We start from the raw sequence: 25,265 nt of genomic DNA on the forward strand, positions 1-25,265 counted from the left end.
ATGGCCGGCCGCCAGAAGGACCGCCCCTGGCTCATGCGGACGTACGCCGGCCACTCCACCGCCGAGGCGTCCAACGAGCTGTACCGGCGCAACCTCGCCAAGGGCCAGACGGGTCTGTCGGTCGCCTTCGACCTGCCGACCCAGACCGGCTACGACCCCGACCACGTCCTCGCGCGCGGCGAGGTCGGCCGGGTCGGGGTGCCCGTCTCGCACCTCGGCGACATGCGCCGGCTGTTCCAGGACATCCCCCTGGAGCAGATGAACACCTCGATGACGATCAACGCCACCGCCATGTGGCTCCTGGCGCTCTACCAGGTCGTCGCCGAGGAGCAGGGCGCCGACCCCGCGAAGCTCCAGGGCACCACCCAGAACGACATCGTCAAGGAGTACCTCTCGCGCGGGACGCACGTCTTCCCGCCGGGCCCCTCCCTCCGGCTGACCACCGACATGATCACCTACGCGGTCGGCCGGATCCCCAAGTGGAACCCGATCAACATCTGCAGCTACCACCTCCAGGAGGCGGGGGCGACCCCGGTCCAGGAGATCGCGTACGCCCTGTCGACGGCGGTCGCCGTGCTCGACGCGGTCCGCGACTCCGGCCAGGTGCCGGAGGAGAAGTTCGGCGACGTGGTCGCCCGGATCTCGTTCTTCGTGAACGCGGGCGTCCGCTTCATCGAGGAGATGTGCAAGATGCGGGCCTTCGGCCGCCTCTGGGACCGCATCACCCGGGAGCGCTACGGCATCACCGACCCCAAGCAGCGCCGGTTCCGCTACGGCGTCCAGGTCAACTCGCTCGGACTGACCGAGGCCCAGCCGGAGAACAACGTCCAGCGCATCGTCCTGGAGATGCTGGCCGTCACCCTCTCCAAGGATGCCCGCGCCCGCGCGGTGCAGCTGCCCGCCTGGAACGAGGCGCTGGGCCTGCCCCGGCCCTGGGACCAGCAGTGGTCGCTGCGCATCCAGCAGGTGCTGGCCCACGAGAGCGATCTGCTGGAGTACGAGGACATCTTCGCCGGTTCGCACGTCGTCGAGGCCAAGGTCGACGAGCTGGTCGGCGACGCACTGGCCGAGATGGACCGGATCGAGCAGATGGGCGGCGCGATGGCGGCCGTCGAGTCCGGCTACCTCAAATCGGAGCTGGTCTCCTCGCACGCCGAGCGTCGGGCCCGGATCGAGGCGGGCGACGAGAAGATCGTCGGCGTCAACGTCTACGAGACGACCGAGCCCAGTCCGCTCACCGCCGACCTCGACGGGGCGATCATGACCGTCGACCCGGCGAACGAGGCCACCGTCGTCGCCGCGCTCCACGAATGGCGCGACAACCGCGACGAGCCCCGGGCCACCGAGGCGCTGGCCGCGCTGAAGAAGGCCGCGGCGGGCACCGGGAACCTGATGGAGGCCACCCTGGAGTGCGCCCGCACGGGCGTCACCACCGGTGAGTGGTCCTGGGCGCTGCGCGATGTCTTCGGCGAGTTCCGGGCGCCGACCGGTGTGTCCTCGGCCCCGGTCGCGGTGCCGGCCGAGGCGGGTTCCCCGCTGGCGCTGGTCCGCGAGAAGGTGGCCAGGACCGCCGAGGAGCTGGGCGCGGGCCGGCTGAGGCTCCTCGTGGGCAAGCCGGGCCTGGACGGGCACTCCAACGGCGCCGAGCAGATCGCCGTACGCGCCCGCGACGCCGGCTTCGAGGTCGTCTACCAGGGCATCCGCCTCACCCCCGAACAGATCGTCTCGGCCGCCGTGGCCGAGGACGTGCACTGCGTCGGTCTGTCGATCCTGTCCGGTTCGCACGCCGAGCTGGTGCCGGACGTACTGACCCGGCTGCGCCGCACCGGGGCGGGCGACATCCCGGTGATCGCGGGCGGGATCATTCCCCCCGCCGACGCCGAGGCCCTGATCAGCGCCGGTGTCGCCGCCGTATTCACCCCGAAGGACTTCGGTATCACGGAGATCATCGGCCGTATCGTCGACGAGATCCGGAAAGCGAACAAGCTCGACCCTCTGGAGGTCCCCGCATGACCACGCCCACCGCTCCTGTGAACCGCCTGCGCCCGCGCCGCTCCTGCCTGGCCGTGCCCGGCTCGAACCCGCGGTTCCTGGAGAAGGCCCAGGGCCTCCCCGCAGACCAGGTCTTCCTGGACCTGGAGGACGCCTGCGCCCCGCTCGCCAAGGAGGGCGCCCGCCACCACATCGTCGACGCGCTGAACAACGGCGACTGGACGGGCAAGACCCGGGTGGTGCGGGTCAACGACTGGACGACCCACTGGACGTACCGCGATGTGATCACGGTCGTCGAGGGCGCGGGCCCGAACCTCGACTGCATCATGCTGCCGAAGGTCCAGGACGCCCAGCAGGTCGTGGCGCTGGACCTGCTGCTGACCCAGATCGAGAAGACGATGGGCTTCGAGGTCGGGCGGATCGGCATCGAGGCGCAGATCGAGAACGCCAAGGGCCTCGTCAACATCGACGACATCGCCGCCGCCTCCCCGCGCCTGGAGACGCTGATCTTCGGCCCGGCCGACTTCATGGCGTCGATCAACATGAAGACCCTGGTCGTCGGCCAGCAGCCGCCCGGCTACCCGGCGGACGCGTACCACTACATCCTCATGCGCATCCTGATGGCGGCCCGCGCCCACGACCTCCAGGCGATCGACGGCCCCTTCCTCCAGATCCGCGACGTGGACGCCTACCGCGAGGTGGCCGGCCGTGCCGCCGCGCTCGGCTTCGACGGCAAGTGGGTGCTGCACCCCGGCCAGGTCGACGCGGCCAACGAGGTCTTCTCGCCCTCGCAGGAGGACTACGACCACGCCGAGATGATCCTCGACGCGTACGACTGGTGCACCTCCGAGGAGGGCGGCAAGAAGGGCTCGGCGATGCTCGGCGACGAGATGATCGACGAGGCCAGCCGCAAGATGGCCCTGGTCGTGGCGGGCAAGGGACGCGCGGCCGGTATGCAGCGCACCTCGAAGTTCGAAGCGCCGGAGGCCTGATCATGCAGTTCGGACGCACCTACGAGGAGTTCGAGGTCGGCGCGGTCTACAAGCACTGGCCCGGCAAGACGGTCACCGAGTACGACGACCACCTCTTCTGCCTGCTGACCATGAACCATCACCCGCTGCACATGGACAGCAACTACGCGGAGCGGACGACCGACTTCGGGAAGAACGTCGTCGTCGGCAACTACATCTACTCGCTGCTGCTCGGGATGTCGGTCCCCGACGTCTCCGGCAAGGCCATCGCCAATCTGGAGGTGGAGTCGCTGAAGCACGTGGCGCCGACCTTCCACGGCGACACCCTCTACGGCGAGACGACGGTGCTCGACAAGACCCCGTCCAGGTCCAAGAACGACCGCGGCATCGTGTACGTGGAGACCAAGGGCTACAAGCAGGACGGCACGCTGGTCTGCGTGTTCCGCCGCAAGGTCATGGTCCCCACCGCGACGTACATCAAGGAGCGGGGCGGCGAGCAGCCCGGCCGCCCGGAGCTGAACCAGCCCTCGCAGAAGAACGTGGAGAAGTAGCCATGACGCGACTCGCCCAGACGGCCGGGCTCACCGAGGTCCAGCGGGAGATCCTCTCCACGGTCCGGGATTTCGTCGACAAGGAGATCATTCCGGTCGCGACGGCGCTGGAGCACCGCGACGAGTACCCCACGGAGATCGTCGAGGGGCTCAAGGAGCTCGGACTGTTCGGTCTGATGATTCCCGAGGAGTACGGAGGCCTGGGCGAGTCGCTCCTCACCTACGCGCTCTGCGTGGAGGAGATCGCCCGCGGCTGGATGAGCGTCTCCGGGATCATCAACACGCACTTCATCGTGGCGTACATGCTCAAGCAGCACGGCACCCAGGAGCAGAAGGACACCTTCCTGCCGCGGATGGCGCTGGGCGAGGTCCGCGGGGCCTTCTCGATGTCGGAGCCGGCGTTGGGCTCCGACGTGTCGGCGATCAGCTCCAAGGGCGTCAGGGACGGCGAGGAGTACGTCCTCAACGGCCAGAAGATGTGGCTGACGAACGGCGGCACCTCCTCGCTCGTGGCGGTGCTGTGCCGCAGTGACGAAGGCCACCCCGAGGGCACGGCCCCGCACAAGTCGATGACGACCTTCCTGGTGGAGAAGGAACCCGGCTTCGGCGAGGTCCGGCCCGGCCTCACCATCCCCGGGAAGATCGACAAGATGGGCTACAAGGGCGTCGACACCACCGAGCTGGTGATGGACGGACTGCGCATTCCGGCCAATCGCGTCCTGGGCGGGGTCACCGGCCGAGGGTTTTACCAAATGATGGACGGCGTCGAGGTGGGACGGGTCAATGTCGCCGCCCGTGGCTGCGGTGTCGCGCAGCGTGCGTTCGAACTGGGCGTTTCCTACGCACAGCAGCGGCAGACCTTCGGAAAGCCGATCGCCCAGCACCAGGCGATCCAGTTCAAGCTGGCCGAAATGGCCACCAAGGTCGAAGCGGCCCATGCCATGATGGTGAACGCGGCACGCAAAAAGGACTCCGGGGAGCGAAACGACCTGGAGGCAGGGATGGCGAAGTACCTCGCCTCCGAATACTGCAAGGAAGTCGTCGAGGACGCCTTCCGCATCCACGGCGGCTACGGCTTCTCCAAGGAGTACGAGATCGAGCGCCTCTACCGGGAGGCACCGATGCTGCTGATCGGTGAAGGTACCGCCGAGATCCAGAAAATGATCATCGGGCGCCGACTCCTTGAGGAGTACCGTTTCCAGGGGTGATCATCCCTTTTGAGGTGATTTAGCCGCGAAGAACATCACACCCTGTCACCCTCATCCGGTGCCTTCCAGACGTCCGACTCGGCTGCTGGCTTGCCCAGTTGCTGGCCGCAACCGATAACATCGCCGGAAAAGCCGCCGTCCCCCATTGCCAACGCGGCCTCATCCGCTACGAAGGTCAACCATGCCCGACAGCCATTCCTCCGCACCCCGCGGCGGGGTCCGCCTTGCACGCGGAGCTTCGCCGTGGCTCCTGCCGACCGTCGCCACCGCCGCACTCAGCCTGTCCCGGGCCCGCAGGTCCGGGCGCTGGGCGGCGGTGGCCGTGCCCACCACCGCGCTCGCGGCGGGCATGCTGTGGTTCTTCCGCGACCCCGAGCGCGAGATCACCCAGGGGCGCGTCATCTCGCCGGCCGACGGTGTGGTGCAGAGCATCATGCCGTGGAAGGACGGGCGCACCCGCGTCGCGATCTTCATGAGCCCGCTGAACGTCCATGTGAACCGCGCCCCCCTGGCCGGCACCGTGACGTCCGTCGAGCACGTGCCCGGCGGCTTCGTCCCGGCGTTCAACAAGGAGAGCGAGAACAACGAGCGCGTTGTCTGGCACTTCGACACCGAGCTGGGCGACATCGAGATGGTGCAGATCGCGGGCGCAGTGGCCCGTCGCATCGTCCCGTACATCCCGCAGGGCACCAAGGTGGAGCAGGGCGAGCGCATCGGCCTGATCCGCTTCGGGTCCCGGGTGGACATCTACCTTCCGGAAGGTGTCGATGTCGCGGTCGAGGTCGGCCAGGCCACCACCGCGGGGGTGACTCGAATTGACCGTGATTGATCCGGACACACAGACCGGCTGGGTCCCGGAGGCCGAGGACGAGGACGACTCCGAGGACATGCCGCTCTCGATGCGGCTGTCGATAGCGGACACCCTCACGCTCGGTAACGCCACGTGCGGATTCATGGCGGTGTACTTCACCACCACCGGGATCCTCATTCCGCACCTCACGGGCAGCGACGAGAGCGGGATGGCGCGGCACTCCGCGGCCACCGCCGTGATCCTCATGCTCATGGCGGCCGTCTTCGACCTCTTCGACGGACTCGTGGCGCGCAAGCTGCGGTCCTCGCCGATGGGGGCCGAGCTGGACAACCTCTCGGACCTGATCAGCTTCGGGCTCGCCCCGGCGTACTTCGTCCTCGTGTACGGCATGGTCGCGGACGACGCACACCAGCGGGTCTCGGCGCTCGCGGCGATCGTGGTGCTGCTGGCGGTGGTGCTCAGACTCGCGCGGTTCTCCTGCGTGACGATGAAGGACGGCATGTTCCAGGGCATGCCAAGCCCCTTCGGAGCGCTCACGGTCATCTCGATCGTGCTCCTGGAGCTGCCCTTCGTCCCGACGCTGCTGGCGATCGTCGGCGTGGCGTGGCTGATGGTCAGCCGGGTCGAGTACCCGAAGCCGCGGGGCGTCCTCGCGGTGGCGATGCTCGGCTGGATCGTGGCCGCGATGGGGCTGTTGGCAGCCTGGGCGTTCGACGCCCCCGGCGGCCAGCTCCTGCTCCAGACCGGCTGTGCGCTCCAGGTGGTCCTCGGCGCGGTCATCCCGCTCTTCGCGACCGCCCGCCGGGTGAACACCTTCCGCGACAACCGTCGCGAGGCCCGCGCGGCACAGCTGCCGTAGCGGACCGCAGAGACGACACGAGGGCCCGGATGCCGGCAAGGCATCCGGGCCCTCGTGCGTGTGCGGGGCGGGTCAGCCGGTGTCAGCCGGTGCCGTACAGGTCGGAGAGGCTGATGCCCGTCGTGGAGCCCGTGCCGCCGAGGGGCACCTCGTGGTCGAGGCTCACGAACTTGCCGTTCTCCTGCCACAGGGCGGGCTTGAGGAGGGCGTACTTGGCCTCGTCCCAGGTGGCCCAGTCGTAGCCGAGCAGGCCGCCGGTGTCACCGGAATTGGGGTTGAGGCACCAGAAGGTCTGGCTGATGCGGTTCTCGACGATGAGGTCGCGCAGCGCCTTCAGCCACTTCTCGTTGGGGCCGTTGTCGAGGAAGCCGCCCCATTCGCCGATCAGCAGCGGCGCGGTGTTGTTCTTGTGGAGGTAGAGCCAGTTCGGGTCCCAGACGTCGCGTTCCAGGGTCGTACGGTTCCAGTCGCCCTGGAACCAGGGCTGCTGGTAGACGAGCGGCCCGTAGTCGTGCGGGGAGTAGACGAGCTGGTCCTGCTGGGCCCCGAGGTCCACGGGGTGCTGGGCGGCGCCCCGCAGGTTCCCGCCCCACCAGACGGAGTCGTAGTCGGTCGGGGAGGTGGACGTCCAGTTGGTGCCGTCCTTGGGGTAGACCTCGATGCCCTCGCAGAGGATCAGCACCTTGGGGTTGACGGCGAGGATGCGCCGGCCCGCGGTCTGGCAGGCGTACTTGAAGTTGTCCGGGTCGGTGGAGCCGTCCCATTTGGCGCGCGGACTCTCGGACGGCTTGCCGTGCGGCTCGTTCTTGATGTCCATCGCCACGAGGGTGTCGTCGCCCTTGTAGCGGTCGGTGACCCACTCCCAGGCCGTGTAGAACTGCTCGGTGGTGATCGCCCCCTTCCACCACACGGGGTGGATGTGCCCCGAGTTGTCGGCCTCGGCGCTGTGCACGTCGAGCATGACCTTGATGCCGTACTTCCGGGCCGTCGCGAGGAAGGCGTCGAAGACCTGGAGGGTGTTCTTGTCCTTCAGCTCGGGGTTGGCCCAGGTGTTGACCGCGCTGGACACCGCCGCCTGGCCGTTCTTCCACTCCAGCAGCAGCTGGGTGGAGATCGGCACCCGGACGAGGTTGATGCCGCGCTGGGCCATCTGCCCGGTCAGGGTGTCCAGATTGGCCGACCAGAGGCCGTGGAAGACGCGTTCGGTGGCGTTGAAGCCGAACCAGTTGACGCCGGTCAGCCAGACCGGGTCGCCGTTCTCGTCGACGATCCGGTTGCCGTCGGTGTGCAGCCAGTCCGTGCCGGCGGCGGGAGCCGCGGCAGGAGCGGCGGCGGGCTCGGCCCGGGCCGTGACCGGTCCGCACAGCGCGAACACGGCGGCGAGCGCGGTGGCGGCCGCCGCCGCGCCCAGGCGCGTGCTTCTGAAGGGGGTCATGCTTCTTCGCCTTTCGGTGGGGGTACGTGGGGCGCGGGAGCAGTACGGGAGCGCTCCCAGAGGATCTGCGCACGGGGGCGCGCGGGATCCTTTCAGCGAGCACATGCGCCGATCCCGCGATTTGGGAGCGCTCCCAAATCGACGGCGGATCGACGCCCGCAGGCCGAACCGTGGCATCGGCCCGGGAGGCGCGTCAACAGTTTCGACGGTGTTTCGATGGACGCAAGAACTTGCAGACATCAGGGGCCCGTCCGGGCCTTACCTCGCCAACCACCGCACAAAGCAGCATTCCCCCCTTGGCGGCGTCGGATAATTTAGCTCTGCCATCAGATTCTTGCGCACACTCATAGACTTACTTGCGAAGGTGCTCCTAGCCTGTGGGCGTCCGGAACCCCCACGAGCCGAGCCGCAAGGACACATCTGACGTGACCCCATCACCCCGACATCCCTGGCCGAGGCGTTCGCTCGCCGCCTCCCTCTCCCTGGCCCTGGCCGCGTTCGGCACCGCCGCCGCCGTGGTCCTCTCCGGTGCCCCGGCCGCCGAGGCCGCGGGCGTCCCCGCCCCCTCGCCGCTGGCCGTCCCCGGTCGCGGTGCCACCGTTCCGTTCACGGAGCAGGAGGCCGAGTACGCGGCCACCAACGGCACCCTGATCGGCCCGAACCGGCTGTACGGCACCCTGCCGTCCGAGGCCTCCGGCCGGCAGGCCGTGACCCTCGACGCCGTCGGCGAGTACGTGGAGTTCACGCTCACCGCCCCGGCGAACGCCATGTCCTTCCGGTACTCGCTGCCGGACAACGCCGCCGGATCGGGCCGGGACGCCTCGATCGACGTACGGGTGAACGGCGGCTCGGCCAAGGCCGTGCCGGTCACCTCGAAGTACGGGTGGTACTACGGCGGGTACCCGTTCAACAACAACCCCGGCGACACCGACCCGCACCACTTCTACGACGAGGCCCGGACCATGTTCGGGTCGACGCTGGCGGCGGGCACCAAGGTCCGGCTCCAGGTCTCCTCGACCGCGGACTCGCCCTCGTTCACCATCGACCTGGCGGACTTCGAGCAGGTGGCCGACCCGGTCGCCAGGCCCTCGGGCGCGCTCGACGTCGTCGCCGACTTCGGGGCCGACCCGACGGGGGCCGCCGACTCGACGGCCAGGATCCAGGCGGCCGTGGACGCGGGCCGGACCCAGGGCAAGGAGGTGTACATCCCCCGGGGCACCTTCCAGGTCCGCGACCACATCGTCGTGGACAAGGTGACGCTGCGCGGCGCGGGGCCCTGGTACTCCGTCCTGACCGGGCGCGACCCCTCCGACCGCTCCAAGGCCGTCGGCGTCTACGGCAAGTACGCGGCGCAGGGCGGCAGCAGCGACGTCCTGCTCAAGGACTTCGCCATCATCGGCGACATCCGGGAGCGGGTGGACAACGACCAGGTCAACGCCATCGGCGGCGCCCTGTCGAACTCCACGGTGGACAACGTCTGGATGCAGCACACCAAGTGCGGCGCCTGGATGGACGGCCCGATGGACCACTTCACCATCAAGAACAGCCGCATCCTGGACCAGACCGCCGACGGCGTGAACTTCCACTACGGAGTGACGAACTCCACGGTCACCAACACCTTCGTCCGCAACACCGGTGACGACGGTCTGGCGATGTGGGCGGAGAACGTCCCGAACGTGAAGAACACGTTCTCCTTCAACACGGTGATCCTGCCGATCCTCGCCAACAACATCGTCACCTACGGCGGCAAGGACATCACCATCGCGGACAACGTGATGGCGGACACGATCACCAACGGCGGCGGACTGCACATCGCCAACCGCTACCCCGGCGTCAACTCCGGCCAGGGTACGGCCGTCTCCGGCACCGTCACCGCGGCCCGCAACACCCTGATCCGGACCGGGAACAACGACTACAACTGGCGCTTCGGCGTCGGCGCGGTCTGGTTCAGCGGGCTCAACGAGCCCATCAACGCCACGATCAACGTCTCCGACAGCGAGATCCTGGACAGCTCCTACGCCGCGATCCATCTGATCGAGGGTGCGACGAACGGGCTGCACTTCGACCGCATCAGGATCGACGGCGCCGGAACGTACGCGCTGCAGATCCAGTCCCCGGGCACGGCCACCTTCGACAACGTCGTGGCCACGCACATCGCCCAGTCCAACCCGATCCACAACTGCGTCGGCAGCGGCTTCCGGATCACCCGGGGCGCCGGGAACTCCGGCTGGTACGCCGATCCCCCGGCCTGCACCGGCACCTGGCCCGACCCGGTGTGGACCAACGGCGGTGTGCCGGGCGGCGGCAGCGGCCCGACCGACCCCACGGACCCGCCGACCGATCCGACCGACCCGCCCACCGACCCCACCGACCCGCCCGAGGAGACGGGCAACCTCGCCCGGGGCCGTACCGTCACCGCGTCCGGCCACGCGGACGTCTACACGCCCGCCCGCGCCGTCGACGGCGACGCGAACAGCTACTGGGAGAGCACCAACAACGCCTTCCCGCAGACGCTGACCGTCGACCTCGGTGCGGCGAAGGCCGTGAAGCGGCTGGTCCTGAAGCTGCCGCCGGCGGCGGCCTGGTCGCCCCGTACACAGACCCTGGCGGTGTCCGGCAGCACCGACGGCACCACGTACAACACGCTGAAGGGCTCCGCCGGTTACACCTTCGATCCGGCGGGCGGCAACCTGGCGACCGTCACCCTGCCCGGTACGGCGACCCGGTATCTGCGGCTGACGTTCACCGCGAACACCGGCTGGCCCGCGGCGCAGCTCTCGGAACTGGAGGCGTACACGAGCTGATCCGGCACCCGGAAGCACCGGCGGGCGGCACACCGTGAGGCGTGCCGCCCGCCGGCCGTGCGGTCCGGCTACTTCACGGGGTAGGACTTCGCCGCGGCGGCGGCCTGGGCGGGCCTGACCACCTTCAGTCCACCGGGGGTCTTCAGGTCCGGCTTCATGATCACGCTCTCCCGGGTGGAGGGCGCCGCCGGGTCGGAGAAGTCGTGCGGCATCCCGAAGTCGGCGCCGAAGTCCTTGATGGTGAGCAGTGCCTTGTCGACGCCTTCACGGGTGAGGTCCTTGGCGGCGCAGGCCTTCTTCAGCGCGTCTCCGAAGAGGCTCGCGGCGTTGTAGCCCGCGATGACGCCGTTGTCGAGGCCGTCCTCGGGATAGGCGGCGGAGTAGTCCTTCGCGAGCTTGGCGGGGCCGGCGCCCGGGTCGCCGATCGGGAGGGTGGAGGCGGCCACGTAGTAGTCCTGGGCGAGGGCCGGCCCGGCCTGGGTCTTGAGGAGTTGCGGGGCGAACGCGGAGTTGTTGCCGATGACCGGGACCTTGAAGCCGGTGGCGGCGGCGACGCCGACGAGCGAGGCGGCCTGGCGCGGTCCGGCGCTGACGACGACGGCCTTGACTCCGGCCTGCTTGAGGGCGGCGACCTGGGCGGTCATGTCGTTGTCGGTGGGCTTGATCTTCTGCTCGACGACGGTGAGCCCGGCCTCCTTCGCGGCGTACTTCGCGCCCGCGAGGGCGTTCTCGCCGTAGTCGCCCTCGAAGTAGACGTGGCCGATGCGGTCGCCGCGGGCGATGCGCTTCTCGGAGAGGAGGTAGTCGATCGCGTTGATGGTCTCGACGTCGTAGGTGGCGCCGATGACCCGGATGTAGGAGCTGCCGAGGAGGTTGGCGGACCAGGCCTGGGGCAGGACGAGGCCCTTGTCGCCGTTGACGCGGCTCTCGACGGCGGCGACGAAGGGCGAGCCGATGAACTGGACGAAGCCCAGCACCTTCGGTTCCAGCTCGGTGTATCCGGCGACGGCCTTCTGGGGGTCGTAGCCGTGGTCGCGGACGGTCAGTTCGACCGTGCGGCCGCAGATGCCGCCGGCGGCGTTGGTCTCCTTGACCCAGAGCTGCTGGGCCTGGGTGACGCTCTTGCCGAGGGAGGCGTAGACGCCGGTCATGTCGGTGAGCGCGCCGAGCGTGATCGTCTTGCCGGTGACGCCCTCGCCGGTCTTGACCCCGCCCTTGTCCTCGCCGCCGCCGGAGGGTTCGGCCTTGCCGCTGCAGCCCACGAGGGTGAGGGCGAGGGCCGCGCACACGGCCCCGAGCACACGCAGTTTCATTTCTTGTCTCCCGGGTTCTTCGGCGGACGTGTCAGGCCGCCGGGCAGGAACAGGACCGCCGCGACCACCGCGGCGCCGTACAGGTAGCGCGAGGCCTCGCCCGGTGACAGTCCGCCCGTGCCGGGGGCGGAGACCAGGGGCAGGGAGTCGCTGTAGTGGGTGAGCAGCTGCGGGAGCAGCGTGACGAACGCGGCGCCGACGACGGCGCCCGCCACGGTGCCGAGCCCGCCGATGACGATCATGGCGAGGTACTCCAGGGAGAGGACCATGCCGAAGTACTCGGGCACGGTCCGCTGGAAGACGAGGGCGAGCAGGACCCCGGCCAGTCCGGCGTACATGGACGACAGGACGAAGACCCCGGCCCGGTAGCGGGCCACCGGGACGCCCATCACCCCGGCGGCGATCCGGTGGTCGCGGATGGCGTTGAGGGCCCGGCCGGGCCGGCCGCGCAGCACGCCCCGGGCGAAGAGCCCGCTCAGCACCAGGGCGAGCAGCGCCACGTACCAGAGCTTCTCCGAGGACTGGAACGGGACGGAGGCGACCAGCACCTCGGTGTCGTCGAAGGTGAGGCCGAAGAGCGAGAGCGGGGGTACGTCGCGTCCGTTGAACCCGCCGGTGAGCGAGCCGGCGTTGAACAGGACGTGCTGGCCGATGAAGATCAGGGCGAGGGTGGCGATGCCGAGGTAGGCGCCGCGCAGCCGGCTCGCGATGGGGCTGAACAGTCCGCCGGCCGCTCCGGCGAGGAGGACGGCGAGCAGGGCGGCGAGCCAGCCGGGCAGTCCGAGCCCGGTCAGTCGGTGCCCGTTCTCCGTACTGCTCTCCCCCGCCAGGACGCAGTAGCCGTAGGCACCCACGGCGAGGAAGAAGGCGTGGCCCATGGAGAGCTGGCCGGTGGCGCCGGTGAGCAGGTTGAGGCCGATCGCGCCGATGGCGGCGGCCATCGCGAAGAGCCCGGCCTGGAGCCAGAAGCGGTCGAGGTAGAACGGGAACGCGAGCAGCAGCACGGCTCCGGCGGCCCACAGGTACGTACGGGGCCGGCGCAGGCGGGCGGCGGCGGCCGTGATGCCGGTGGCGGCGGGTGCGGTGGTGGTCTCAGACACGGGCCAGCTCCTTCGTTCCCAGGAGTCCCGCGGGCCGCAGCAGCAGTACGAGCACCATCACCAGATAGGGGGCGAGGTCGCCGATGCCGCGGCCGAGGAAGGACAGATCGCTCTGGTATCCGGTGGCGAGTGCCTCGGTGACACCGACGATCAGCCCGCCGGCCAGGGCTCCGGTCGTGGAGTCGAGTCCGCCGAGGATGGCGGCGGGGAAGGCCTTGAGGGCGGCGAGCGAGGTGGCGCGTTCCAGCCCCGGGGTGGGGAAGACGGTGAGGAAGAGCGCGGCCACGGCGGCGAGTGCTCCGGCCACCGCCCAGGCGGTGAGCGAGACCCGGCCGAGCCGGATGCCCATCAGGGCGGCGGTCTGCGGGTTCTCCGCGGCGGCCCGCATCGACACGCCCCAGGAGGTGAAGCGGAAGGCGAGCAGGAACACGGTGATGAGCAGGGCCGCGGCGACGAAGGCCGCGATGCGGGTCTGGGCCAGGGTGACGTCGCCGAGGGTGACGACCTGGTCGCCCCAGGGGTCGCCGAGCGAGAGGACCTCGGTGCCCATGCGCCGGGTGAGTTCGGTGGTGAGCAGGATGTCGACGCCGATGGTGACGATGGCCAGGACGCTCTGGTCGCCGCCCCGGTAGCGGCGCATCACCAGGAACTCGACGGCGGCACCGACGACCGCGGCGCCCGCGATCCCGGCGCCGAGCGCGGGCCAGAAGCCGATGTCGTCGTGGAGGACCGCGGTGACGTAGCCGCCGGCCAGGAGCAGCGAGGCATGGGCGAAGTTGACGACCTCGGTGGCCTTGAAGATGACGACGAAGCCGAGCGCGATGAGCGCGTAGACCGAGCCGATGGAGAGTCCGCCGAGGAGGAGTTCGATGAAAGTGGTCATTCCTGTGTCCCCAAGTAGGCCTGGACGACGGCCGGGTCGTTCTGGACCTCGGCGGGGGTGCCGCCGGAGATCCTGCGTCCGAAGTCGAGTACGGTCACGGCGTCCGCGAGCCGCATGACGACGCCCATGTCGTGTTCGACGAGCACGATCGAGATGCCGAGGCTGTCGCGGATCCCGGCGACGACGGCCGCGGTGCGCCGGCGTTCGTCGGCGGTCATGCCCGCGACGGGTTCGTCCAGGAGCAGGACCCTCGGTTCCATGCAGAGCGCCCGGCCGAGTTCGACGAGCTTCTGCGTTCCGTACGGGAGGGCGGCGGCGGGGCGGTCCAGGTCCTTGTCGAGGCCGATGAACGCGGCGATCTCGCGGACCCGTTCGCGGTGGCGCCGCTCCTCGCGGGCCGCGGCGGGCAGCCGCAGTCCGGAGGCGAGGAAGCCGGCCCGGGTGAGCCGGTGTCGGCCGAGCATCAGGGTGTCGGCGACGGTGGCGTGCGGGGGCAGCGCGAGGTTCTGGAAGGTGCGGGCGACGCCGAGCGCGGCGATGCGGTGCGGGGCGAGTCCGGTGAGCCGGGTGGCGCCGAGGTGGACGGTGCCGGAGGCGGCCCGGTAGACCCCGGAGAGCACATTGAAGGTGGTGGACTTCCCGGCGCCGTTGGGGCCGATGACGGCGTGCACGCTGCCCGGCTCCACGGTGAAGGAGATGCCGTCGAGCGCGGTGAGCCCGGCGAAGCGCACGGTGACGTCGTGGACCGTGAGCGCCTCGGGGGCCGCCGCGGTGGTGTCCTGAGCGGTCGTCACGCGGACCACCTGCTGAGCGTGGGTGCGGTGCCGGCGGCGCTCCCGGCGTCCTCGGCGGCGGTCTCGTCGACGACGCCGAGGTAGCGGCGGCGGACCTCGTCGGAGGCGGCCAGTTCGTCGGCCGGTCCCTCCAGGGCGACCTCGCCGACCTCCAGGACGTAGGCCGTGGAGGCGAGGCGCAGGGCGATCGCGGCGTTCTGCTCGACGAGCAGGACGGAGGTTCCCGTGGCGTTGATCTCCCGCACGGTGTCGGCGATGCGGGCCGCCATCAGCGGGGCGAGGCCGAGCGAGGGTTCGTCGAGCAGCAGCAGCCGGGGCCGGGCCATCAGCGCCCGCCCCATCGCCAGCATCTGCTGTTCGCCGCCGGAGAGCAGCCCGGCCCGCTGGTGGGCGCGCCGGGCGAGGACGGGGAACAGCTCGTGGACGCGGGCCAGGGCCTCGGCGGCGGCCTTGCGTCCGCCCCGGGCGCCGAGCGCGCCCGCCCGCAGATTGTCGGCCACCGTCATCCGGGCGAACACCTGGCGGCCCTCGGGGACCTGGACCACTCCGGCGGCGACCACCTGGGCGGGGTGCAGCCCGTCCAGGGGCCGTCCGTCGAAGCGGACCGTGCCCGTACCCGTACCCCGGTGGAAGCCGAGGGTCCGCGAGACGGCCCGCAGCAGTGTGGTCTTCCCGGCCCCGTTGCCGCCGAGCACGGCGGTGATCGTGCCGGCCGGCACATCGAGCGAGACGTCGCGCAGCGAGCGGACCGGGCCGTAGCCCACCGACAGTGCGCGGATCTCCAGCGTTGCCATGCGTCCTCCTCCTTCCGCCTGTCATGGAGCGGACGCGTGGGTGCCGTACGGGCACGGGGATCCCGGCCCGGAGGCGGCCGGCGGTTGCCCGTCCGGTGCGTCCGTGCGCCACAGACCAGCAGCGGCCGGGCCGCGCGTCCACGGCCCGGGGCCCGGACGCTGCGGATGACCAGTGCCGGAGCGGCCCGGTTGGGCACACGCACAGACGGCTCCCCGGCCCGCTCCCCCGGGCCGGGGAGCGGTGTCATCCTCACGGCGCGGGCCGGACGGCACGGACGCCGGACGACGGATGCCGCGGAACGGACGGGACACCGGCGTGGTCGGCCGGGGAGACGGAGCGGGTATGCGGCGGCGCGGGGACGGACGGGAGGGGGCGCTCCTCGACGCGTTGCTGGACGGCGACGGAGGCCCGGACCTGGTCCGTCTGGCGGCCGGTGCGCTGGCCCTGCCGGAGCGGGGGCGGTACGCGGTCGCGGTCGTCGTTCCGCGTGCGGGTGCCGGTGAACGGCCCAGCGGCGCGCACGGGTTGAGGTTCCTGTGGCGGGCCCGGCCCGGCCGGGAGATCGCCGTGGTGGTGGCGGGGGACGCGGATCCGGTCGCGGTGGCGGCGGCCGTGTCGGCCGTACGGCCGGGTCCCGGCGGGGTCGGTCCGGTGGTCGAGGGGCTGTCGGGACTGGGGGCGGCGCGCCGGCTGGCGGAGGCGGCGCTGCTGGTGTGCGGTCCGGGCGGGGACCGGGCGGTGTGCCTGGCGGGCCGGATTCCGGCGGCCCTGGTGGCGGGCGGCCCGGACCTCGCGGCCCATCTGGCCGGGGAGGTCTTCGGTCCGCTGCTGGACCGCGCCCCGGCGGACCGGGCGGTGCTCGTGGCGACGCTGGAGGCGTGGCTGGACTGCGACGGTTCGGCGGCGCGCGCGGCGGCCCGGCTGCGCTGTCACCGCAATACCGTGCTGAACCGGCTGCGGAGGCTGGAGACGCTGACCTCGCGGTCGCTGTCGCGGCCCCGGGAGCTGGTGGAGGTGGTCCTGGCCCTGGAGGCGGTCGGGCGTGCGCCGGGCGGCGCCGGGCCGGTGCGGATCCCGGCGGAGGGGTACGCGCCGGGGTCGCCGGACGGCCCCCGAGGTCTGCCGCGCGGACCGGGAGGATGGCGCGGCGCCGGGTACGCGGGCTGATCCGGGGCCGGTGCGGGGCCGGCCCGCCCACGGCCGTGGACCGCGCGTCCCCGTGCCACCGGAACCGGAAACGCCCCAGGCCACGGCGTCACGACCCGCACATTCCCCGGACCGCACGCCCCCGTGCCACCGAGACCGGGAACGCCCCACGTCCCCGGACCGCACGCCCCCGTGCCACCGAGACCGGGAGCACCCCCGGTCACGGCGTCACGATGTCACCACGTCACGGCGCCCGTGGTCACCGACCCGCGGCGGCCCCGCCCCACGGAGTCAGCTCAGGAAGTCCCGCCCGATCGACTCCGCGACGCGCTCCAGCAGTGGGCCGGCCTCGGCCATGCAGACGGCCGGGTCGGGTTCCAGCTCGGTGAGCGGGTAGGCGCGGCGGATGCCCGCGCGGCCCAGGGACTCCGGGGGCAGGGCGAGGCGCCCGCAGACCGCGACGACGTCGAGGCCCGCGGCGCGGGCCGCGGCGGCGACGCCGGCCGGGGCCTTGCCGTGCAGGGTCTGTTCGTCGAGGGATCCCTCGCCGGTGATGACGAAGGTGGCGCGGGCCAGCGCGGGGGCGAAGCCGAGGACGTCGAGCATGACCTCGATGCCGGGCCGGAAACGCGCTCCGAGGGCGACGAGGGCGCCGTAGCCGATGCCGCCCGCAGCGCCCGCGCCCGGCAGCCGGGCCTGTTCCGGGCCGAGCAGGGAGGCGTAGTGGGCGAGCGCCGCGTCGAGGAGGGCGATGTCGTCCTCGGTGGCGCCCTTCTGCCGGCCGTAGACCTCCGGTGCCCCGTTGGGTCCGGTGAGCGGGTTGTCGACGTCGCTGGCGAGGATCAGGTCGACCCCGCCGAGCCGGGGGTCGAGCCCGGACAGATCGGCCGTGGCCAGATCAGCGAGGGCGGCGCCGCCGGGGCCCACGGGCTTGCCGTCCGCGTCCAGGAAGCGGGCGCCGAGCGCGGTCAGCATGCCCGCGCCGCCGTCCGTGGTCGCGCTGCCTCCGACGCCGAAGACGACGGTCCGCGCGCCGGCCTCCACCGCGGCGAGCAGCAGTTCGCCGGAGCCGTACGTGGTGGCGGTGAGCGGGGCGAACACGCCGGAGGGCAGGTGCTGGAGGCCGGAGGCCTCGGCCATCTCGACGACGGCGGTGGTGCCGCGCACCGCGTAGGCCGCGGTGACGGGGTCGCCCAGCGGGCCGGTCACCCGGGCCTCGCGGCGTTCGAATCCGGCGGCCACCGCGGCCGCCACCGTGCCGTCGCCGCCGTCCGCGACGGGCAGGGCCTCGACCCGTACTCCGGGAACGGCCCGCCGCAGCCCGGCCGTGACCCGCTCCGCGACCTGTACGGCCGTCAGCGAGCCCTTGAACTTGTCCGCCGCGACGAGCACGCGTGCGGTCTCCATCACTGCTCCGTCCGTCACCTTGATTCCCTTTGCATTCGAACAGGCAGTCGCGCCGCCCCGACCCTATCCGCAGCACCCCCTCCCTGCCCATGGGTGTCCGGGCCCTGGACCGCCCCCGGGCGGGACCCGGCGGTGCCCGCCGCGCCGCTAGGCTGCTGCCGTGACGACCTCTGACTACGCCACCTACATCGCCGGTCTGCCCAAGGTGCTGGCGGGCGCGGCCTGCCTGTTCCGCGACGCCCGGGGGCGGGTGCTGCTCGTCGAGCCGAACTACCGGGAGGGCTGGACGCTGCCGGGCGGCACGATCGAGTCGGCGGACGGCGAGACCCCGCGGCAGGCCGCGCGGCGCGAGTCCGCCGAGGAGATCGGGCTGGACCTGGAGCCGGGCAGGCTGCTCTCCGTCGACTGGACCCGGGGCAGCGCCCGGCCGCCGATCGTCGCCCATGTCTACGACGGCGGGGTCCTCGACGAGGAGGCCCTGAAGGCGATCCGGATCCAGGAGGAGGAGTTGCTGTCCTGGAAGCTCGTCGAGCCGGCGGAGCTGGACGCGTATCTGCCCGGCACCCTGCTCTCACGGGTGCGTGCCTCGCTGGAGGTGCTGGACTCCGGTGCGGGCACGGCGGAGCTGGTGGACGGCCGGCCCGCCGTCTGATCCCTCCGCCCGGTGCGGACCGCCGGGTCAGCCCTGGGTGTCCTGCGGCCTGACCCCGTCCTCGCGCACGGTCTCCTCGCGGGCCGCGGTGCGCGCCTCCGTGCGGTGGCCGCGCGCGATGTAGTCGCGTACGACGAGTTCGACGGCGTCCTGGGGGTTGCCGACCCCCGCGAGGACCATGACTTCGACGACGAGTTCCGCGTCCAGACCCACCATTACCTTCGCCATGGCGGGACGGTAGCAGCCCGCGATATCGCCTCGCCGCAGGCCGCGTCGGCTGCGTACGCTCGCGCCATGACACTCGTGGCGATCCTCAGCGGTGCCGGTATCTCCACGGACTCCGGAATCCCCGACTACCGCGGGCCGAACGGCTTGTGGCGCAAGGACCCGGAGTCCGAGAAGCTCGTTCAGTACGACCTGTACATGGCGGATCCGGACATCCGCCGCCGTTCCTGGCTGATGCGCCGGACGAGCGCCACGTGGAACGCGGAGCCGAACGGCGCGCATCGCGCGGTCGCCGCGCTGGAGCGGGCCGGCGTCCCGGTCCGGGTGATCACGCAGAACGTCGACGGGCTGCACCAGCTGGCCGGGATGCCCGCCCGCAAGGTCCTCGAACTGCACGGCACCGCGCGCGAGGTGGTGTGCACCCGCTGCCACCGCCGGACGACGATGGCCGAGGCGCTGGACCGGGTGGAGGCCGGGGAGCCGGATCCGCCGTGCCGCGACTGCGGGGGCATCCTCAAGTCGGCGACGGTGATGTTCGGCGAGCGGCTCGACCCGGTGGTCCTGGGCGAGGCGATGGGCGTCGCCAAGGCCTGCGAGGTGTTCGTCGCGGTGGGCACCTCGCTCCAGGTGCAGCCCGCCGCGTCGCTGGCCGGCCTCGCGGTGGAGCACGGGGCGCGCCTGATCGTGGTGAACGCGGAGCCGACGCCGTACGACGAACTGGCCGAGGAGACGATCCGGGAGCCGATCGGCACCGCACTGCCCGCGCTGCTGGAACGCCTGGCGGAGGAGTCGGGCGCCTGATCCCGGCCCGTCGGGCCCTCGGTACGGTCCGCCGTATGACTTCCGCCGGCTCCCCCGCCCGTTCCCCGCTGACCACCGGAACGGACCCCCGTTCCCCGCTGACCACCGGAACGGACCCCCGTTCCCCGCTGACCACCGGAACGGACCCTCGTTCCCCGCGCGACACGGTCGAGGCCACCCGGTCCTCGTACGACACCGTCGCCGTCGACTACGCGTCCCTGCTCGCAGACGAGTTGGCGGACAAGCCGCTGGACCGGGCGGTGCTGGCCGTGTTCGCCTCGTACGCGGCGGCGGCCGGCGGGCCGGTCCTCGACGCCGGGTGCGGGCCGGGCCGGGTGGCGGCCCTTCTGCGGGACCTCGGAGTACCGGCGTCCGGGGTCGACCTGTCGCCGGGCATGGTGGCGGAGGCCCGCCGCCGCCATCCGGATCTGCGGTTCGAGGTGGGCACGATGACGGCGCTGGACGCGGCGGACGGCTCGCTGGGCGGGGTGCTCGCCTGGTACTCGCTGGTCCACACCCCGCCGGAGGAACTGCCCCGCTTCCTGGCCGAGTTCCACCGCGTACTGGCGCCGGGCGGTCCGCTGCTGCTGGCCTTCAAGGCGGGGGACGAACGGGTCCGGCTGGAACGGGCGTACGGGCACCGGGTGGATCTGGACGTGTACCGCTTCTCCCCCGCGCGGGTGGCCCGGCTGCTGGAGGCGGCCGGGTTCGAGGGGGTGGCCGGGCTGGTCCGGGCGGCGGATGCGACGGAGGCGACGCCGCAGGCGTTCCTGCTGGCGCGCAGGGGCGCGTAGGGGGTCAGTCAGCTGCGTGCGGGGCCGTCGTCCTTGTGACGGGCGTAGTAGCGGGCGACCCGGGCGCGGTTGCCGCAGCGAGCGGCCGAGCACCAGCGGCGGCGCGGGTGGGCGGGCAGGAAGAGCATCGTGCAGTCGTCGGCCTCGCACTCCCTGACCTTCGCGAGCGCCGGACCGGCCAGCAGCAGGACGACCTCTTCGGCCAGTGCCGCCGCCACCCGAGCCCCGAGCGGGCCGGAGCGGCAGGGCTCCGCCGTGACCGTCCCGTCGCTCCACTCCGCGAACCGGACGGCGGGGGCGGCACGTTGTGCCTCGTTCAGGGCGCGCAGGTCGGCGGGGTCGGGGCGCTCGCCCCGGCGGGCCGCCGTGAGGGCGCGGGCGGCGTGGGTCCGCACGGCGCGGACGGCCGCCGCGTCGGCCGCGTCCGCCTCGCGTGCCCCGGCGGCACCTGGAAGCCGGCCGGCCTCCAGGGCCAGCCAGCGCAGCAGGCCCTCCGCGTCGGCGAGATGGTCGGGCGGATCGCCCTCGGCTGCGTACGGCAGCGTGTTGAGCAGGTCCAGGGCGAGCGGTTCGCCGGTCAGGGGCTCGGGGCCAGTCATATGACTAATGCTAACTCATCCGCTTGACACATTAGTCGATGGCCTCATAGAACTAATGGGTCATTCCATTGAGGAGGCATGTGAACATGGTGATCCAGACGGTTCCGCAGATCCGCCACCGGCACATCGAGGTCGACGGCGTCCGTGTCTTCTTCCGCGAGTCGGTCCCGTCGCCGGGCGCGGAGGACGCCCCGCCGCTGCTCCTGCTGCACGGATTCCCCTCGGCCTCGCACCAGTTCCGCCGACTCATGGACGCCCTCGGGGCCCACTACCGGCTGATCGCGCCGGACTACCCGGGGTTCGGCCACAGCGACGCCCCCGCCTCCACGTCCGAGGGCGGCTCGTTCACGTACACCTTCGACCGGCTCGCCGACGTCATGGAGGGCTTCGTGCTCGCGCTCGGACTGGAGCGCTTCGTAATGTACGTGTTCGACTTCGGCGCCCCGGTGGGGTTCCGGCTCGCCACCCGCCACCCGGAGTGGATCGCCGGGCTCGTGGTGCAGAACGGCAACGCGTACGCGGAGGGGCTGTCCCCGACGGCCCGCGACTTCATCGCGCTCCGGCGGGACACCCCCGGTGCCGCCGACACCGTGCGCGCGCTGCTGACGCTGCCGGCGACGCGCGGCCAGTACGAGGGCGGGACCGCCGATCCGCAGCTGGTGGCACCGGACGGCTGGACGCTGGACCAGCACTTCCTGGACCTGCCGGGACGCACCGCACCGCAGCTGGACCTGGCCTTCGACTACCACTCCAACGTGGCGCTCTACCCGCGCTGGCAGGAGTGGCTGCGAACGCACACCCCGCCGGCCCTCGTCGTCTGGGGCGCGCACGACATGTTCTTCCCCGAGCCCGGGGCCCGCGCCTATCTGCGCGACCTCCCGGACGCCGAGCTGCATCTCCTCGACACCGGGCACTTCGCGCTGGAGGACCGGCTGCCGGTGATCGCCCCGCTGATCGCCGCGTTCCTGGACCGGGTGGGGGCCCCGGGGGCCGTCCGGTAGGATGAGTGGCTGCGAAGGGGAGTAGCCCCGCGAACCGGTCGTCGACACACTGGAACCCCCGGGTTCCCGGTGGCCGGGTCCGCGCTCCGGCACGGACGGGCGAGACCTTCGGTCAGGTATGACACGTCCACATCCCGTGGGCGGTGCCGTCATGCCGGGCCGAGTGGTCCTCCGAGACGCCCGAGCGGCACTTCGCGGAAGATCCGGAGCCCGGCTCCTACAGAAAGCCACCCGGAATGCATCTCGACCCCCTGGCGATCATCACCGCTTTCGGGCTGATCTTCCTCGCCGAACTCCCCGACAAGACGATGTTCGCGTCGCTCGCCATGGGCACCCGCATGCGCCCGCTCTACGTCTGGTTCGGCACCTCGTCCGCGTTCATCGTCCATGTCGCCATCGCGGTCGGGGCGGGCGGCCTCCTGGGGCTGCTGCCCGGCTGGATCGTCAAGATCGTCTCCGCCGCGCTGTTCGCCTTCGGCGCCTTCATGCTGCTGCGGGCCGACGGGGGCGACGACGAGGACGAGGACGGCCCGAAGACCGTGACGGGCTTCTGGCCGGTGTACTCGACCGCGTTCATGGCCGTGTTCATCAGCGAGTGGGGCGATCTGACGCAGATCACCACGGCCAACCTGGCCGCGAGCAACGGTGCCTGGTCCACGGCCATCGGCTCCGCCGCCGCCCTGATGTCCGTATCGGCCCTGGCGCTCCTGGCGGGCCGCTTCATCGCCAAGCGCGTCCCGCTCAAGACGGTCCAGCGCATCGGCGGACTGTGCATGCTGGGTCTGGCGATCTGGACCGTGATCGAGATCTTCGTCTGATCCTGGCCTCCGTCCGGTCCGAGCCTCCGTCCGGGCCGGTCCTCGTCCGGTCCGGTCGGTGGGGCGAGGAAAGGGGCGGGCCCCCGCGTTTCCGCGCGGGGGCCCGCCCCTTTTTCTGCGGCCGGCGCGGAACCCTAGAAGAGCACCGGAACGCTGTCCTCGGAGCCGTTCTCGAACGCCAGCAGCCGCTGTTTGCGGTCCAGGCCGCCGCCGTAGCCGGTGAGGCTGCCCGAGGCCCCGATCACGCGGTGGCAGGGCACGATGATCCCGACCGGGTTCTTCCCGTTCGCCAGGCCCACGGCCCGGGACGCCCCCGGCCGGCCCAGGTTCCCGGCCAGTTCCCCGTACGTCCGGGTCTCGCCGTACGGGATGCGGCGCAGCTCCGCCCAGACCTGGCGCTGGAACGGGGTGCCCTCCAGGCGCAGCGGCAGGTCGAAGGCGCGTAGTTCACCGGCGAAATACGCGTCCAGCTGCCCGATCGCCTCGTCGAACGGGGTGGGATCGGGGACGCCGAAGGTCTCCTCGGGCGGCCGGTGCCGCTGTCCGGTCATGTACAGGCCACAGAGGACCCCGTCGGCGGCGACGAGGGTCAACGGCCCGTAGGGGCTGTCGGTCACGGTGTGCCGGCGCTCGGCCGGGCCGGTGGATGCGGATGCGGTTGCGGATGCGGATGCGGTGCTCACGAGGAACCTTCGGCCGGGGGGAGATGGTTGATGGGGTGGTCGTCGACGGTCCAGAGGTACTGGACGGCGTACGCGCGCCAGGGCCGCCAGTCCGCGGCGCGGGCGGTCAGCGCGGCGGGGGTCGCGGGCAGGCCCAGGTGCTGGGCGGCGCGGCGTATGCCGAGGTCCGTCGGCAGGAAGGCGTCCGGATCGCCCAGGGCCCGCATCGCGATGACCTCGACGGTCCAGGGGCCGAATCCGGGCAGGGCGTCCAGGTCGGCGCGGGCGCGTTCCCAGTCGCTGTCCGGGCCCAGCCGCAGCGAGCCGTCCGCGAGCGCCCCGACGAGCGTGGTGAGTGTCCGGCGGCGGGAGCGCGGCAGTGCCAGCCGCTCGGGGTCCAGTCCGGCCAGGGCCTCCGGGGGCGGGAAGAGATGGGTCAGCCCGCCCTCCGGATCGTCCACGGGGGTGCCGTACGCCGTGACCAGCCGGGCCGCGTGCGTCCGGGCGGCCGCGGTGGAGACCTGCTGGCCGAGAACCGCGCGTACGGCGAACTCCGCGCCGTCGACCGTGCGCGGCACCCGGCGTCCCGGGGCCGCGTCGACCAGCGGCGCGAGCAGCGGGTCGGCGCGCAGTTGCGCGTCCACGGCCACCGGGTCGGCGTCCAGGTCGAGCAGCCAGCGGCAGCGGCTGATGGCCCGGGTGAGGTCGCGGGGGTCGGTGAGGGAGAGCCGGCAGGCGATGTGGTCGGGGCGGGGCGCGAGGGAGACGATGCCGTGGCCGTGCGGCAGGTCGAGGGTGCGGCGGTAGGCGCCGTCGCGCCATTCCTCCACACCGGGCACGGCGGTCGCGGCCAGGTGCCCGAAGAGGTTGGACGGGTTGAGCGGGGCACGGTACGGCAGTCTCAGCGCGATCACGCCGGGGGTCGCAGGGGGACGGGCCGAGCGGGCGGCGCGGGCGCGCAGTTCCCCGGGGGCGAGGGCGAAGACCTCGCGGACCGTGTCGTTGAAGGTGCGGATCGAGGAGAACCCGGCGGCGAAGGCGACCTCGGCCATGGGCATCCCGGTCGTCTCGATGAGCAGCCGCGCGGTCTGCGCCCGCTGCGCGCGGGCCAGGGCCAGCGGTCCGGCGCCCAGCTCGGCGAGCAGCTGCCGTTCGATCTGGCGGGCCGAGTAGCCGAGCCGGGCGGCCAGTCCCGGGACGCCCTCCCGGTCGACGACGCCGTCCCTGATCAGGCGCATCGCGCGGGCCACGGAGTCGGCGCGGGCGTTCCACTCGGGCGATCCGGGGCTGGTGTCGGGCCGGCACCGTTTGCAGGCCCGGAATCCGGCCTGCTGACAGGCGGCGGCGCTCGGGTAGAACGTCATGTTCTCGGTCTTGGGCGGGACGACCGGGCAGCTGGGGCGGCAGTAGATGCGGGTGGTCAGGACCGCGGTGAAGAACCAGCCGTCGAAGCGGGCGTCCTTGGAGCGGACGGCCCGGACGCAGCGCTCGGTGTCGGTGTGCATGGTCCCAGCATGGGTCACGGTCCCGGGCCGGGGCTGGCGGAAATCCGACATGGGCGTGCGCCCGCCGCACCCTCGCGCGGGCCCTGGTGAAGGGGCGGGCGGCGAGTTGACAGGCATCCGCGCGATGAGAGGCTGGAGG

Annotated in this window: 24 protein-coding genes; 13 read left to right on the forward strand and 11 right to left on the reverse strand. The window is 71.8% G+C overall.

Going from position 1 to position 25,265, the window contains the following annotated elements:
* The 6 genes from ACFVDM_RS15750 to pssA all read left to right on the forward strand — a co-directional run bounded on the left by ACFVDM_RS15750 (nt 1) and on the right by pssA (nt 6,392).
* A complete protein-coding gene (locus ACFVDM_RS15750) occupies nt 1-2,013 on the forward strand; it encodes a protein meaA (RefSeq protein WP_383638900.1) in 2,013 nt (670 codons plus the stop codon).
* Nucleotides 2,010-2,984, forward strand: a complete 975-nt coding sequence (locus tag ACFVDM_RS15755) for an HpcH/HpaI aldolase/citrate lyase family protein (protein ID WP_383638903.1) — start codon at nt 2,010-2,012, stop codon at nt 2,982-2,984. The genes ACFVDM_RS15750 and ACFVDM_RS15755 overlap by 4 nt, the downstream gene beginning before the upstream one ends.
* Nucleotides 2,985-2,986: 2 nt before the next feature.
* Nucleotides 2,987-3,514 (forward strand): MaoC family dehydratase, encoded by a 528-nt coding sequence (locus ACFVDM_RS15760; RefSeq protein WP_383638907.1) that lies wholly within the window; start codon nt 2,987-2,989, stop codon nt 3,512-3,514.
* A 2-nt stretch (nt 3,515-3,516) separates the two neighbouring features.
* Nucleotides 3,517-4,722, forward strand: a complete 1,206-nt coding sequence (locus ACFVDM_RS15765; protein ID WP_383638910.1) for an acyl-CoA dehydrogenase family protein — start codon at nt 3,517-3,519, stop codon at nt 4,720-4,722.
* A 181-nt stretch (nt 4,723-4,903) separates the two neighbouring features.
* On the forward strand, nt 4,904-5,551 hold the full coding sequence (locus ACFVDM_RS15770) for a phosphatidylserine decarboxylase (RefSeq protein WP_383638913.1): 648 nt from the start codon (nt 4,904-4,906) through the stop codon (nt 5,549-5,551).
* On the forward strand, nt 5,538-6,392 hold the full coding sequence (pssA, locus tag ACFVDM_RS15775) for a CDP-diacylglycerol--serine O-phosphatidyltransferase (RefSeq protein ID WP_383638916.1): 855 nt from the start codon (nt 5,538-5,540) through the stop codon (nt 6,390-6,392). Before ACFVDM_RS15770 ends, pssA begins: the two co-directional genes overlap by 14 nt.
* Nucleotides 6,393-6,474: 82 nt before the next feature.
* Here pssA and ACFVDM_RS15780 read toward each other — a convergent pair whose 3' ends face one another.
* A complete protein-coding gene (locus tag ACFVDM_RS15780) occupies nt 6,475-7,827 on the reverse strand; it encodes a glycoside hydrolase family 5 protein (RefSeq protein ID WP_383638919.1) in 1,353 nt (450 codons plus the stop codon).
* Nucleotides 7,828-8,252: 425 nt separating this feature from the next.
* Between ACFVDM_RS15780 and ACFVDM_RS15785 the strand changes: the two genes are divergently transcribed.
* Nucleotides 8,253-10,631, forward strand: coding sequence for a discoidin domain-containing protein (locus ACFVDM_RS15785; protein ID WP_383638922.1), 2,379 nt, complete (start codon nt 8,253-8,255; stop codon nt 10,629-10,631).
* 68 nt (nt 10,632-10,699) lie between these two features.
* On the opposite strand, the gene ACFVDM_RS15790 is transcribed toward ACFVDM_RS15785, so the two are convergent.
* From ACFVDM_RS15790 to ACFVDM_RS15810, 5 genes are read right to left on the reverse strand one after another with little or no spacing between them, the layout of a single operon-like run.
* Nucleotides 10,700-11,944, reverse strand: coding sequence for an ABC transporter substrate-binding protein (locus ACFVDM_RS15790; protein ID WP_383638925.1), 1,245 nt, complete (start codon nt 11,942-11,944; stop codon nt 10,700-10,702).
* Nucleotides 11,941-13,044, reverse strand: a complete 1,104-nt coding sequence (locus ACFVDM_RS15795) for a branched-chain amino acid ABC transporter permease (RefSeq protein ID WP_383638928.1) — start codon at nt 13,042-13,044, stop codon at nt 11,941-11,943. The genes ACFVDM_RS15790 and ACFVDM_RS15795 overlap by 4 nt, the downstream gene beginning before the upstream one ends.
* Nucleotides 13,037-13,927, reverse strand: coding sequence for a branched-chain amino acid ABC transporter permease (locus tag ACFVDM_RS15800; RefSeq protein ID WP_383638931.1), 891 nt, complete (start codon nt 13,925-13,927; stop codon nt 13,037-13,039). The genes ACFVDM_RS15795 and ACFVDM_RS15800 overlap by 8 nt, the downstream gene beginning before the upstream one ends.
* Nucleotides 13,924-14,730, reverse strand: a complete 807-nt coding sequence (locus tag ACFVDM_RS15805) for an ABC transporter ATP-binding protein (RefSeq protein WP_383638934.1) — start codon at nt 14,728-14,730, stop codon at nt 13,924-13,926. The genes ACFVDM_RS15800 and ACFVDM_RS15805 overlap by 4 nt, the downstream gene beginning before the upstream one ends.
* On the reverse strand, nt 14,718-15,515 hold the full coding sequence (locus ACFVDM_RS15810) for an ABC transporter ATP-binding protein (RefSeq protein ID WP_383638937.1): 798 nt from the start codon (nt 15,513-15,515) through the stop codon (nt 14,718-14,720). Before ACFVDM_RS15810 ends, ACFVDM_RS15805 begins: the two co-directional genes overlap by 13 nt.
* Before the next feature lie 343 nt (nt 15,516-15,858).
* On the opposite strand from ACFVDM_RS15810, the gene ACFVDM_RS15815 reads away from it, so the two are divergent.
* Complete coding sequence (locus ACFVDM_RS15815) at nt 15,859-16,683, forward strand: helix-turn-helix domain-containing protein (protein WP_383638940.1); 825 nt, start codon at nt 15,859-15,861, stop codon at nt 16,681-16,683.
* A gap of 270 nt (nt 16,684-16,953) precedes the next feature.
* Here the strand turns inward: ACFVDM_RS15815 and ACFVDM_RS15820 are convergent, their stop codons facing one another.
* Nucleotides 16,954-18,069 (reverse strand): glycerate kinase, encoded by a 1,116-nt coding sequence (locus ACFVDM_RS15820; RefSeq protein ID WP_383638943.1) that lies wholly within the window; start codon nt 18,067-18,069, stop codon nt 16,954-16,956.
* 160 nt (nt 18,070-18,229) lie between these two features.
* Between ACFVDM_RS15820 and ACFVDM_RS15825 the strand changes: the two genes are divergently transcribed.
* Entirely contained in the window at nt 18,230-18,721 is a 492-nt protein-coding gene (locus tag ACFVDM_RS15825) for an NUDIX domain-containing protein (RefSeq protein ID WP_383638946.1), read from the forward strand.
* 27 nt (nt 18,722-18,748) lie between these two features.
* Here ACFVDM_RS15825 and ACFVDM_RS15830 read toward each other — a convergent pair whose 3' ends face one another.
* Complete coding sequence (locus ACFVDM_RS15830) at nt 18,749-18,949, reverse strand: DUF2191 domain-containing protein (RefSeq protein ID WP_383638949.1); 201 nt, start codon at nt 18,947-18,949, stop codon at nt 18,749-18,751.
* 66 nt (nt 18,950-19,015) lie between these two features.
* Here ACFVDM_RS15830 and ACFVDM_RS15835 point away from each other — a divergent pair, with 66 nt between their 5' ends.
* Both ACFVDM_RS15835 and ACFVDM_RS15840 read left to right on the forward strand, forming a co-directional pair.
* The gene (locus ACFVDM_RS15835) at nt 19,016-19,747 is read left to right on the forward strand and encodes an NAD-dependent deacetylase (protein ID WP_383638952.1); all 732 of its coding nucleotides are present in this window, start codon (nt 19,016-19,018) and stop codon (nt 19,745-19,747) included.
* A 35-nt stretch (nt 19,748-19,782) separates the two neighbouring features.
* Entirely contained in the window at nt 19,783-20,541 is a 759-nt protein-coding gene (locus tag ACFVDM_RS15840; protein WP_383638955.1) for a class I SAM-dependent DNA methyltransferase, read from the forward strand.
* Nucleotides 20,542-20,549: 8 nt separating this feature from the next.
* Here the strand turns inward: ACFVDM_RS15840 and ACFVDM_RS15845 are convergent, their stop codons facing one another.
* Nucleotides 20,550-21,140: a CGNR zinc finger domain-containing protein gene (locus ACFVDM_RS15845; protein WP_383638958.1), complete on the reverse strand. Its 591-nt coding sequence runs from the start codon at nt 21,138-21,140 to the stop codon at nt 20,550-20,552.
* Nucleotides 21,141-21,226: 86 nt separating this feature from the next.
* On the opposite strand from ACFVDM_RS15845, the gene ACFVDM_RS15850 reads away from it, so the two are divergent.
* Nucleotides 21,227-22,141, forward strand: a complete 915-nt coding sequence (locus tag ACFVDM_RS15850) for an alpha/beta fold hydrolase (RefSeq protein WP_383638961.1) — start codon at nt 21,227-21,229, stop codon at nt 22,139-22,141.
* A 236-nt stretch (nt 22,142-22,377) separates the two neighbouring features.
* On the forward strand, nt 22,378-22,959 hold the full coding sequence (locus tag ACFVDM_RS15855; RefSeq protein WP_383638964.1) for a TMEM165/GDT1 family protein: 582 nt from the start codon (nt 22,378-22,380) through the stop codon (nt 22,957-22,959).
* 134 nt (nt 22,960-23,093) lie between these two features.
* Here ACFVDM_RS15855 and ACFVDM_RS15860 read toward each other — a convergent pair whose 3' ends face one another.
* Both ACFVDM_RS15860 and ACFVDM_RS15865 read right to left on the reverse strand, forming a co-directional pair.
* Entirely contained in the window at nt 23,094-23,642 is a 549-nt protein-coding gene (locus ACFVDM_RS15860) for a methylated-DNA--[protein]-cysteine S-methyltransferase (protein ID WP_383638967.1), read from the reverse strand.
* Complete coding sequence (locus tag ACFVDM_RS15865) at nt 23,639-25,126, reverse strand: AlkA N-terminal domain-containing protein (RefSeq protein ID WP_383638970.1); 1,488 nt, start codon at nt 25,124-25,126, stop codon at nt 23,639-23,641. Before ACFVDM_RS15865 ends, ACFVDM_RS15860 begins: the two co-directional genes overlap by 4 nt.
* Nucleotides 25,127-25,265: the final 139 nt, after the last annotated feature.

The organism is Streptomyces sp. NPDC057682, from assembly GCF_042799575.1.
Taxonomy (GTDB): Bacteria; Actinomycetota; Actinomycetes; order Streptomycetales; family Streptomycetaceae; genus Streptomyces.

What these genes read in the sequence shown, in the direction of transcription:
- ACFVDM_RS15830 (WP_383638949.1), bottom strand. Translation starts at nt 18,949, where the DNA reads ATGGCGAAGGTAATGGTGGGTCTGGACGCGGAACTCGTCGTCGAAGTC.
- ACFVDM_RS15845 (WP_383638958.1), bottom strand. Translation starts at nt 21,140, where the DNA reads ATGACTGGCCCCGAGCCCCTGACCGGCGAACCGCTCGCCCTGGACCTG.
- ACFVDM_RS15835 (WP_383638952.1), top strand. Translation starts at nt 19,016, where the DNA reads ATGACACTCGTGGCGATCCTCAGCGGTGCCGGTATCTCCACGGACTCC.
- ACFVDM_RS15840 (WP_383638955.1), top strand. Translation starts at nt 19,783, where the DNA reads ATGACTTCCGCCGGCTCCCCCGCCCGTTCCCCGCTGACCACCGGAACG.
- ACFVDM_RS15765 (WP_383638910.1), top strand. Translation starts at nt 3,517, where the DNA reads ATGACGCGACTCGCCCAGACGGCCGGGCTCACCGAGGTCCAGCGGGAG.
- ACFVDM_RS15850 (WP_383638961.1), top strand. Translation starts at nt 21,227, where the DNA reads ATGGTGATCCAGACGGTTCCGCAGATCCGCCACCGGCACATCGAGGTC.
- ACFVDM_RS15760 (WP_383638907.1), top strand. Translation starts at nt 2,987, where the DNA reads ATGCAGTTCGGACGCACCTACGAGGAGTTCGAGGTCGGCGCGGTCTAC.
- ACFVDM_RS15780 (WP_383638919.1), bottom strand. Translation starts at nt 7,827, where the DNA reads ATGACCCCCTTCAGAAGCACGCGCCTGGGCGCGGCGGCGGCCGCCACC.
- ACFVDM_RS15790 (WP_383638925.1), bottom strand. Translation starts at nt 11,944, where the DNA reads ATGAAACTGCGTGTGCTCGGGGCCGTGTGCGCGGCCCTCGCCCTCACC.
- ACFVDM_RS15815 (WP_383638940.1), top strand. Translation starts at nt 15,859, where the DNA reads ATGCGGCGGCGCGGGGACGGACGGGAGGGGGCGCTCCTCGACGCGTTG.
- ACFVDM_RS15820 (WP_383638943.1), bottom strand. Translation starts at nt 18,069, where the DNA reads ATGGAGACCGCACGCGTGCTCGTCGCGGCGGACAAGTTCAAGGGCTCG.
- ACFVDM_RS15855 (WP_383638964.1), top strand. Translation starts at nt 22,378, where the DNA reads ATGCATCTCGACCCCCTGGCGATCATCACCGCTTTCGGGCTGATCTTC.
- ACFVDM_RS15770 (WP_383638913.1), top strand. Translation starts at nt 4,904, where the DNA reads ATGCCCGACAGCCATTCCTCCGCACCCCGCGGCGGGGTCCGCCTTGCA.
- ACFVDM_RS15865 (WP_383638970.1), bottom strand. Translation starts at nt 25,126, where the DNA reads ATGCACACCGACACCGAGCGCTGCGTCCGGGCCGTCCGCTCCAAGGAC.
- ACFVDM_RS15750 (WP_383638900.1), top strand. Translation starts at nt 1, where the DNA reads ATGGCCGGCCGCCAGAAGGACCGCCCCTGGCTCATGCGGACGTACGCC.
- ACFVDM_RS15800 (WP_383638931.1), bottom strand. Translation starts at nt 13,927, where the DNA reads ATGACCACTTTCATCGAACTCCTCCTCGGCGGACTCTCCATCGGCTCG.
- ACFVDM_RS15810 (WP_383638937.1), bottom strand. Translation starts at nt 15,515, where the DNA reads ATGGCAACGCTGGAGATCCGCGCACTGTCGGTGGGCTACGGCCCGGTC.
- ACFVDM_RS15755 (WP_383638903.1), top strand. Translation starts at nt 2,010, where the DNA reads ATGACCACGCCCACCGCTCCTGTGAACCGCCTGCGCCCGCGCCGCTCC.